Source organism: Ramlibacter sp., from assembly GCF_050250995.1.
Lineage (GTDB): Bacteria > Pseudomonadota > Gammaproteobacteria > Burkholderiales > Burkholderiaceae_C > Ramlibacter.
Genome location: NZ_JBFWNP010000041.1, coordinates 37834 through 46769 on the forward strand (window position 1 = coordinate 37834; position 8936 = coordinate 46769).

Consider the following 8936-nt stretch of genomic DNA (forward strand, 5'->3'; position numbering starts at 1 on the left):
TCAGTGCGCCTGCTTCGGCAGGTTCAGGCTCTGCAGCAGCGGGACCCAGCGGTCGAACTCGACCTTGGTGAACCGGCCGTAGTCGTCCGCGCTGCCGCCGCGCGGCTCCATGCCCATCGCGCGGGCGCGGGCCACGAAGTCGGGATCGGCGATGACTTCGTTCACGGCCTTGTTCATGCGGTCGACCGTGGCGCGCGGCGTGCCGGCGGGCGCGGAGAGGCCGTACCAGAGCAGCGCTTCGATGTCGAAGCCCTGTTCCTTGAACGTCGGCGCTTCCGGCACCTGCGGCATGCGCTTGGCGTCCATCACACCGAGCACGCGCAGCTTGCCGGCCTTCACGTGCTGCAGCGAGCCCGTGATCGACGTGCCGTGGATGTCGGTGTTGCCGCCGAGCAGGGCCTGCAGGCCGGGTGCGTCGCCCGCGAAGGGAATGTGCGTGGTCGTGATCCCGGCCATCTTCTCGAAGGCCATCGGCGCGAGGTTGGTGAGGATGGACGCGCCGGGCGAGCCGCGGTTGATCTTGCCGGGATTCGCCTTGGCGTACTCCACCATCTCCTTGATGTTCTTGTACGGCAGGTCCATGCGGCCGACGATGATCGACGGCTGATACGCGATCTGCGTGACCGGCACGAAGTCGCGCGGGTTGTACGGCAGCTTGTCGTACATGACGGTGTTGCTCGCGAGCACTCCGAGCGAGGTCATGAGGAAGGTCGTGCCGTCGGGCTTGGCGCGCGCGACGTAGTCGGCGGCGATGATGCCGCTCGCGCCCGGCTTGTTCTCGACGATGGCCTGCATGCCCTTCTTCGAGAGGTCGGCGGCGATCAGTCGCACGTACTGGTCGGTGCCGCCGCCGGCCGGGAAGGGCACGACGAGGCGGACGACGTTCTGCTGCGCGAAGGCGGGCACGGCGGCGAGGCCGAAGGAGGCCAGCAAGGCGCTGGCGAAGGTGCGACGGATCATCGAGTCTCCTGGTATGCGGACGGGTGGCGACGGCAGTCTAGGGCGACGCTCCGTCGCGATGCCTCCAGGCCCTGAAAAGGTGCTTTGCATGCCTTGCGATGGCGCATGCGCGCCCGCTGGCGACACTGCGCTTCCATGGAGACGACGATACGCCGCATCGGCAGCAGCAAGGACCTGCTGGGCGAGAGCCCGTGCTGGGATGCGCGCAGCGCGGCCGTATGGTGGATCGACTCGCTCTCGGGCGTGGTGCGACGCCTCGCGGTCGGGCCCGACGAGGGCGGCGAGCAGATCCACCGAGTCCCCGCGCCGGTCGGATCGATGGCGTTGTGCGAGGGCAGCGGCATCCTGCTCGCGCTGAAGGATCGCTTCGCGCTGTTCGACCCCGCGACGGGCGCGATCGAAGACCTCGCCCGCATCGACGTGGACCATCCCGACGTGCGCCTCAACGACGGCAAGTGCGACCCCTGGGGCAACTTCATCGCGGGCACGCTGCAGGTCCACCGCGCGCCCGGCGAGGCGGCGAAGGGCGGACTCTATCGGCTGGCACCGGACGGCGGGCTGGAAGTGCTCGCCCGCGGCTACGGCCTCACCAACGGCCCCTGCTTCAGCCCCGACGGCCGCACGCTCTACGTGGCCGACAGCAGCCTCGGCGTGCGAACCATCCGGGCCTACGACTATGCGCCGGACCGGCCGCTTTCGGGCGAGCGCGTGTTCGCGCAAACCGAATCCCTCGGCGCGGGACCGGACGGCGCCGCGGTGGACGAACAAGGTTTTCTGTGGTCGGCGCTGCCTCGCATCGGCCAGCTCGCGCGCTTCGCGCCGGATGGCCGCCTGGAGCGGCTGGTGAAGATGCCCGCCACGCATCCCACAAGCCTGTGCTTCGGCGGACCGGACCTCGACCGCCTGTACGTGACGTCGATTTCGCGCAGCACGAACCTCACCGGGACGCTGCCCGACGATGGGGGATTGTGGGAGGTGCGCGGGCTGCCGGCGCGCGGCGTCCCCGTGAGTCGCTTCGACCGCTAACCCGTCTCCAGCTTCACGCCCTTGAGCTCATCCGCGAGGAAATCCACGAACGCCCGCACCTTGACGGGCAACGTGTTCGAGCGGCGGAACACCGCATAGATCCCATTCGAGTACGCGCGCACCGCGAAGCGGTACTGCGGCATGAGGCGCAGCAAGGTGCCGTCCTTCAGGTGCGAATGCACCACCGCCTCGGACAGCAGTGCGACGCCCATCCCGCCGAGGGCGGCCAGGCGCAGCATCTCGCCGCTGTTGGCGCTCAGCACGCCCTGGATCCGCAGCTCGTGCTGCTCGCCCGCCTCGTCGAGCCAGCTCCAGTTCGTGGCCTCCTGGTCGCGCCGGTAGACGAGGCAAGGCACCTGCGGCAAGTCGGTGGGCAGCTTCAGGCGCGGATGCGTCTTCATGAAGGCGGGGCTCGCCACCAGCACTTCGTCGCTGCTGAGCAGGCGCTTGATCACGAAGTTCGAATCGTTGGACGCGCCGGTGCGGATGTCGACGTCGAAATCCTGCTCCACCAGGTTCACCGGATGCTCGGACAGCTCGAACTCCAGGTGGATGTCCGGGTATTTCTGCGCGAAGCGCGGCAGCAGCGGCGCGACCACGCGCAGGCCGATCTGCGCGCGCGAATGCACGCGCAGCTTGCCCTCGGGACGCTGCTTGGTGTTGCGCGCCGCGTTCTCCGCGGCGGCCATCGCCTCGAGCACCGTCTCTGCATGCTCGAGGAAGGCCTTGCCGCCCTCGGTGACCTTGAGGTTGCGGCTCGTGCGGTCGACCAGCTGCACGCCGAGCTCTTCTTCGAGCGCGCTGATGCGCCGCGAGATGGTGGCGGGCGACAGGCTCAGCGCGCGGCCCGCGGCGGAGAGGCTGCCCTTGCGCAGCGTGGTCACGAAAACGCGGAGGGTATCGAGCGATTTCATTTCGGAACCCGCAAAGAAGGTGTGCGCGAGATGGCGCTTCGACCGCGAGTCCCGTTCCTAAGATCGGCGCATACAACTTCCACCAGGAGCCCCTTCATGGATTTCGGCATCTTTCTGCTCATGCAGCAGCGCAACAAGCACAAGTCCTCCTACGAGATCCTGCGCGACGCGGTGGAGCAGACCCGCACGGCCGACGAACTGGGCTTCGGCGCCGCCTGGTTCGCCGAACACCATTTCACCAACTACGGCATGTGCTCCTCGCCGCTGACCATGATCGCCCATTGCGCGGCCGTGACCAAGAGGATTCGCCTGGGGAGCGGCATCGTCGTCGCGCCGCTGTACACGCCGGCGCGCCTGATCGCCGACATCGCGATGGTCGACCAGCTCTCCGACGGCCGCCTGAACGTGGGCGTGGGCTCGGGCTACCAGCAGTTCGAATTCGAGCGCTTCGGCGTCTCGCTGGAGCAGTCCAAGCAGCGCACGATCGAGATGCTCGACATGATCGAGCTGGGCCTGAAGGAGCCGAAGTTCAGCTACGAGGGCCAGTACTACCGCCAGCCGCCCTCCGCCATCAGCCAGCGCGCGCTGCAGTCGCCGATGCCCCCGCTGTGGATCACCAGCATCGACCCGACCTTCATGGCCCGCGCGGTCCGCAACGACAACCACCTATTCGTGTCCGGCAGCGACGGCGGCGTGGAGAAGCTGCGCAATACCCGCGCCACGATCGACAAGATCGCGCTCGCCGAAGGCAAGGACCCGGCCAAGGTGAAGGTCGGCCTGCTGCGGGCCGCCTACGCCAGCAACGACAAGGCCGAGGTCGACCACTACCTGGACTGCTCGCGCTACCAGCGCCGCGTGGCGCTCAGCATGAAGCGCCGCACCGCGCAGATCGCCGACGACTACCAGGTGGCCGAGACCGCGGTCGACGGCGAACCCACCATCGAGGAGTCGCGCGCGCACCTGCCGGTCGGCACCATCGACACGGTGATCGAGCGCGTCATCGCCGACATCCGCACGCTGCGCCCGGTTCACTACTGCTTCCAGACGCAGATGGGCGACTTCGACCAGGCCACCATGCTGCGCCAGCTGAAGACCTGGGGCGAGATCATCATCCCGACGGTGCAGCAGGAGATCGCCAACGATCCGCCTTACGCCGTGGCGGGCGCCGCCGAACTGGCCGTCGCCTGAAGTCGAACGGCGCCCGGCCATGATCGACACGGCGGCGTTCCGACAGCTGCTCGGCTGCTTCCCGACAGGCGTCGCGGTCATCACGACCGTCGGCCCCGACGGGCGCCCCGCGGGGCTGACCTGCAACTCGTTCAGCTCGGTCTCGCTCGAGCCGCCGCTGGTGCTGTTCAGCCTGCGCAAGGCGAGCCGGCTGGTGGACACCTTCCGCAGGGCCAAGGGCTTCGCGATCAACGTCCTCACGCGCAGGCAGGACGGCCTGTCGGCCCGCTTCGCTTCCAGCAGGATCGAGGACAAGTTCGAGGGCGTCGCGTGGCAGTCGGGGCAGACCGGGCTCCCGGTGCTGCATGACTGTCTCGCGAGCTTCGAATGCACGACCTTCTCGTGTCACGAGGCGGGCGACCATCTCGTTTTCATCGGCGAGGTGCGTCACATGACGGCCGGCGCGCAGGAGCAGGCGCTGGTGTTCTACCAGGGCGCGTATCGCGAGCTCGCCGAGTCGCTGCGCAAGCTGGTGGTCGACGGCCGACTGGACCAGCCGGACATCGACGAGTCCTACCGCACGCTGTACGGCACCCTGCTGAAGCTGGGCTGCGCGCGGGCGAGCGACGAGGACATCGACGCCGTCGAAGCGGCGGCGACCGCCATCGAAGAACATGAGGACGATGCGCCGCTCGCCGAGCGCATCGATTCGGCCAGCCGCTTCTTCACGGCCATCGCGCGCGCGGGGCACAACGAAGCGCTGCTGCTCATGGCGCAGACCATGTCGAGCGTGCTGCGCGAACGCATGACGCACGTGCTTACCGTGCGGCCGCGGCCGGACCTGTATCCGCTGCGGCGCGAGATCGTGCGGCGGCTGCGCGGCCGCGATGCCGAGGGCGCCGCGGCGGCGCTCGGCCAGATGATCGACACGCTGCGCCAGGGTCAGACCGCGGTGCAGCCGGTCGAAGCCTGAATACTCCTTTCGGAAAGAAGAGATGCAGGACACAGACCTGGACGCGTTCCGCCGCGAGCTCGAAGCCTTCGCCCGCGAATCGTGCCCGCCCGAGATCCGCGCCGTCGTCGCTGCCGGCCAGAAGGTCACCAAGCGCGAATACCAGCGCTGGCAGCAGATCCTCAACGACAGAGGCTGGGGCGCGCCCGGCTGGCCGAAGGAATTCGGCGGCACCGGCTGGGGCGTGCGCGAGCGCCAGGTGTTCGAGGAGGTGATGGCCGAGTGCGACTGCCCGCCGCTGTACCACCACGGCCTGGGCCACATCGGACCCGTGATCATCCGCTTCGGCACGCCCGAGCAGAAGGCGCGATTCCTGCCGCGCATCCTCGACGGCTCCGACTGGTGGTGCCAGGGCTATTCCGAGCCGGGCTCCGGTTCCGACCTCGCGTCGCTGCAGACCCGCGCGCAGCGCGAGGGCGACCACTACGTCGTCAACGGCCAGAAGATCTGGACCTCGCACGCGCACGAAGCCAGCATGATCTACATGCTGGTGCGGACCTCGAAGGAGGGGCGCAAGCAGGACGGCATTTCTCTGCTGCTGGTGTCGATGGACGCGCCGGGCGTCACGGTTCGGCCGATCAGGACCATCGACGGCTGGCATCACCTGAACGAAGTGTTCTTCGACGAGGTGCGCGTGCCGGTCGAGAACCTCGTCGGCGAGGAGGGCAAGGGCTGGACCTGCGCCAAGTTCCTGCTGGAGCGCGAGCGCCTGCCGGCGGCGAACATCGCCCGGCTCGAACTCGTGCGCCGGCAGGTGACGCGCGTCGTGGAAGAGGCGGCGTCGGCCGCGGCGGCGGCCGGCGGCGAGCGCGACATCGGCTCGCTGCGCTATCGCCTGCTGCTGTGCGAGGCCGACACGCGCGGCGCTCGCGTGCTGATGGCGCAGGCGACCGACGACCTGCTGAACCAGCGCCCGCTGGGCGTGCAGCCCTCGGCCATCAAGATGCTGGTGGCCGACGTCGCGCAGCGTCTGACGACCATCGCGCTCGACGCGGTCGGCCCGGAAGCCGCGCACCGCTTCCAGTTGCGCGACGAGGAAGCGCCCGGCGTGGGCGAATCGACCTGGATCCAGAACTACATGTTCACCCGTGCAAGGACGATCGCCGGCGGCACGTCCGAAGTGCAGCGCAACGTGGTCGCCACCGACCTCCTGGGAGTCTGACGTGCCGACCCTCATCGAACCTCTCTTCCCCGGCATGGCGCTGGACGCCGCCGAGCGCTTCGCGCAGGACCACGCGGGTTCGCGCGGCTTCGGCGATGCCGATCCCGTCGCCGAAATGGGCTGGGCGCTCACGCTCGTTCCCGAAGAACTGGGCGGCCTGGGCGGAACGCTGGCCGATGTCGCCGCCACGATCGAAGGGCTCGCGACGCACGGCGTGCAATTGCCCGTGATCGAAACGAGCGCCGTCGCGCCCTTGCTGCTGCAGGCGAATGCCGAGAGCGCCGCGCAGTGGCTGCCGCAACTGTGCGATGGCAACGCGCGCTTCGGCGTGCTGGCCGCGCTGTCGATGCCGCTGCGCGACGTGGCGGTGCAGGCGCGGCAGCTCGACATCGGCTGGGAACTCGCCGGCTCGGTGCGCGGCGCCGACGTCACCTTGTCCCCGACACATCGGGTCCTTGCCGCGCGCGTGCAGGGCAGCGGGGAGATCGCGCTGTTCGTGCTCGACGCGGACCGCCTGCAGCCCGCTGCGACGTATCGCACGATGGAAGGCCGCCTTGCCGCCGACTTCGCGCTCGACGCGCTGAGCGTGCCCGCGAGCGCCTGCATCGCGCGCGGCGCCGCCGCATCCGCCGCGCTCGCCCGCGCCGACCAGGCGGCCCTGCTGCTGACGGCCATCGACACCGTGGCCTCGCTGGCCGCGCTGCTGCGCGCGACGATCGCGCACCTGCAGGAGCGCAAGCAGTTCGGCGTCGCCCTCGCCACCTTCCAGGCGCTGCGCCACCGCGTCGCCGACATGTTCGTGCGCTACCAGGCGGCGAAGGGTCTGGCAATCCATGCCTTCGGCGAATACGACGCCGGCAGCGCGTCGCTTGACCGGACGCTGCGGCTGATGAAGGTGTCGCACGCCGAGTCCGCACGCGCGAGCGCCGAGGCGGCGATCCAGATGCACGGCGGCATGGGCGTGAGCGAGGAGGTGCTGGCCACGCGACTCGCGCAGCGCCTGATCGCCTCCGAATTCCGCTACGGCGACCGACTCACCCATTCTTCGCGCCTCCTGCGCGAAGACGCAGCAACCCGCGCGAAGCAATCCGCAGTCGCGCAAGACACCCACACCCGGAGCGCAAGATGAGCGTCACTCTCGAAGTCAAGGATTACATCGCCGTCGTCCGGCTCGACCGCCCGCCGGTCAATGCGCTGGACCGCGAGACGCGCAAGCGCATCATCGCGATCTTCGACGAGGTCTCGGAGCGGCAGGACATCCGCGTCGCCGTCCTCACCGCCGAGGGCAAGGTGTTCTGCTCGGGCGCGGACCTGAAGGATCGGCCCGACGCCGAGACGCCCGGCGACTTCCTGCTGCACAACCGGCTCACGCGCGAGACCGGCAACTCGATCCGCGAATGCGTGAAGCCCGTGATCGCCGCCGTCAACGGCGCGGCGCTGGGCGCGGGCCTGGGCCTCATGTGCGCCTGCGACATCTTCGTCGCCTCGGAAGACGCGACCTTCGCCATGCCCGAGATCAACGTCGGCCTGGCCGGCGGCGTGTCGATGCTGCGCACGCTGGTGGGCCGCTCGTTCACCCGCCGCATGTTCTTCACCGGCAAGCGCGTGACGGCCGCCGAGCTGTACCGGCGCGGCGTGCTCGACGAGGTCGTGCCCGCCGACCAGCTGATGGCCACGGCCATGGGCATCGCCGAGGAGATCGCCTCCAAGAGCCCGATCGCGATGGCGTACGCCAAGAACGCGGCGAACATGATGGACCTGCTGCCGCAGCGCGACGGCTACCGCTTCGAGCAGAACTTCACGATGGCGCTGTCGCAGACCGAGGACGCGAAGGAGGCCCGCACGGCCTTCCTCGAGAAGCGCAAGCCGGTCTACAAGGGCCGCTGAATGCAGGCCGTGGAAGTCGGTCGCGGCCTCGAGGCGCTGTTCAGCCCGAAGTCCATCGCCATCTTCGGCGCGTCCGACGACGTGACCAAGATCGGCGGACGTCCCGTGCAGTTCCTGCGGAAGTACGGCTATGCGGGCGCGATCTACCCGATCAACCGCAAGGGCGGCACGGTGCAGTCGCTGCCCGCCTATGCGACGGTGCGCGACGTGCCGGAGGTGCCGGAACTGGCCGTGGTCGCGGTGCCGCCGCAGGGCGTGCTGGAGGCGGTGCAGGACTGCGCGGCGCGCGGCGTGCGCGCGGCGGTCATCCTGTCGTCCGGCTTCTCCGAGATGGGAGAAGAGGGCGCGAAGCTGCAGGCGCGCATCGGCGACGTCGCTCGCGCGAGCGGCATGCGCGTGGTCGGGCCGAACTGCCTGGGCTCCATCGGCGTGCCCGAGAAGAGCATCGCCACGTTTTCCGTGACGCTGGAGTCGGCATTGCCGCCCCCTGGCGACGTGGGCATCGTCTCGCAGAGCGGCAACCTCGGCAGCTACACGATGCGCCTCGCCGCCGAGCGCGGCGTCGGCATCAGCCGCTTGCTGACGACCGGCAACGAATGCGACGTCGATATTGCCGACGGCATTGCTTCGCTCGCCAGGGACCCGGGCACCTCGGTGATCCTGTGCTGCATGGAGACGTGTCGCAACGGGCCGAAATTTCGCGTGGCCTTGTCCCTCGCGCGTGAAGCCGGCAAGCCGGTGGTGCTGCTGAAGGTCGGCGTGTCCGACGCCGGGCAGGCCGCAGCCGCTTCCCATACGGGGGCGCTCG

Annotated in this window: 9 protein-coding genes; 7 read left to right on the forward strand and 2 right to left on the reverse strand. The window is 69.2% G+C overall.

From position 1 onward, the window contains the following. On the reverse strand, positions 1 to 960 hold the full coding sequence (locus AB7E83_RS21195; RefSeq protein ID WP_428572798.1) for a Bug family tripartite tricarboxylate transporter substrate binding protein: 960 nt from the start codon (positions 958 to 960) through the stop codon (positions 1 to 3). A gap of 135 nt (positions 961 to 1095) precedes the next feature. Here AB7E83_RS21195 and AB7E83_RS21200 point away from each other — a divergent pair, with 135 nt between their 5' ends. After that, a complete protein-coding gene (locus AB7E83_RS21200; RefSeq protein WP_428572799.1) occupies positions 1096 to 1986 on the forward strand; it encodes an SMP-30/gluconolactonase/LRE family protein in 891 nt (296 codons plus the stop codon). Here the strand turns inward: AB7E83_RS21200 and AB7E83_RS21205 are convergent. Next, a complete protein-coding gene (locus AB7E83_RS21205) occupies positions 1983 to 2900 on the reverse strand; it encodes a LysR family transcriptional regulator (protein ID WP_428572800.1) in 918 nt (305 codons plus the stop codon). The two genes, AB7E83_RS21200 and AB7E83_RS21205, sit on opposite strands and share 4 nt — an antisense overlap. 96 nt (positions 2901 to 2996) lie before the next feature. Here AB7E83_RS21205 and AB7E83_RS21210 point away from each other — a divergent pair, with 96 nt between their 5' ends. From AB7E83_RS21210 to AB7E83_RS21235, 6 genes are all read left to right on the forward strand, one after another. Next, the gene (locus tag AB7E83_RS21210) at positions 2997 to 4088 is read left to right on the forward strand and encodes an LLM class flavin-dependent oxidoreductase (RefSeq protein ID WP_428572801.1); all 1092 of its coding nucleotides are present in this window, start codon (positions 2997 to 2999) and stop codon (positions 4086 to 4088) included. A 19-nt stretch (positions 4089 to 4107) separates the two neighbouring features. After that, positions 4108 to 5040, forward strand: a complete 933-nt coding sequence (locus AB7E83_RS21215; protein ID WP_428572802.1) for a flavin reductase — start codon at positions 4108 to 4110, stop codon at positions 5038 to 5040. A gap of 22 nt (positions 5041 to 5062) precedes the next feature. Further along, positions 5063 to 6241, forward strand: a complete 1179-nt coding sequence (locus AB7E83_RS21220; RefSeq protein ID WP_428572803.1) for an acyl-CoA dehydrogenase family protein — start codon at positions 5063 to 5065, stop codon at positions 6239 to 6241. A 1-nt stretch (position 6242) separates the two neighbouring features. Beyond that, the gene (locus AB7E83_RS21225) at positions 6243 to 7370 is read left to right on the forward strand and encodes an acyl-CoA dehydrogenase family protein (RefSeq protein ID WP_428572804.1); all 1128 of its coding nucleotides are present in this window, start codon (positions 6243 to 6245) and stop codon (positions 7368 to 7370) included. Beyond that, on the forward strand, positions 7367 to 8128 hold the full coding sequence (locus AB7E83_RS21230; RefSeq protein WP_428572805.1) for an enoyl-CoA hydratase/isomerase family protein: 762 nt from the start codon (positions 7367 to 7369) through the stop codon (positions 8126 to 8128). The genes AB7E83_RS21225 and AB7E83_RS21230 overlap by 4 nt, the downstream gene beginning before the upstream one ends. Continuing rightward, positions 8129 to 8936: CoA-binding protein (locus tag AB7E83_RS21235; protein ID WP_428572807.1), on the forward strand; the 808-nt coding region annotated here is incomplete at its 3' end.

Bases quoted from the DNA above. Each gene is read 5' to 3' on its own strand.
- AB7E83_RS21195 (WP_428572798.1), bottom strand. From the start codon at position 960: ATGATCCGTCGCACCTTCGCCAGCGCCTTGCTGGCCTCCTTCGGCCTC.
- AB7E83_RS21200 (WP_428572799.1), top strand. From the start codon at position 1,096: ATGGAGACGACGATACGCCGCATCGGCAGCAGCAAGGACCTGCTGGGC.
- AB7E83_RS21220 (WP_428572803.1), top strand. From the start codon at position 5,063: ATGCAGGACACAGACCTGGACGCGTTCCGCCGCGAGCTCGAAGCCTTC.
- AB7E83_RS21215 (WP_428572802.1), top strand. From the start codon at position 4,108: ATGATCGACACGGCGGCGTTCCGACAGCTGCTCGGCTGCTTCCCGACA.
- AB7E83_RS21210 (WP_428572801.1), top strand. From the start codon at position 2,997: ATGGATTTCGGCATCTTTCTGCTCATGCAGCAGCGCAACAAGCACAAG.
- AB7E83_RS21205 (WP_428572800.1), bottom strand. From the start codon at position 2,900: ATGAAATCGCTCGATACCCTCCGCGTTTTCGTGACCACGCTGCGCAAG.
- AB7E83_RS21230 (WP_428572805.1), top strand. From the start codon at position 7,367: ATGAGCGTCACTCTCGAAGTCAAGGATTACATCGCCGTCGTCCGGCTC.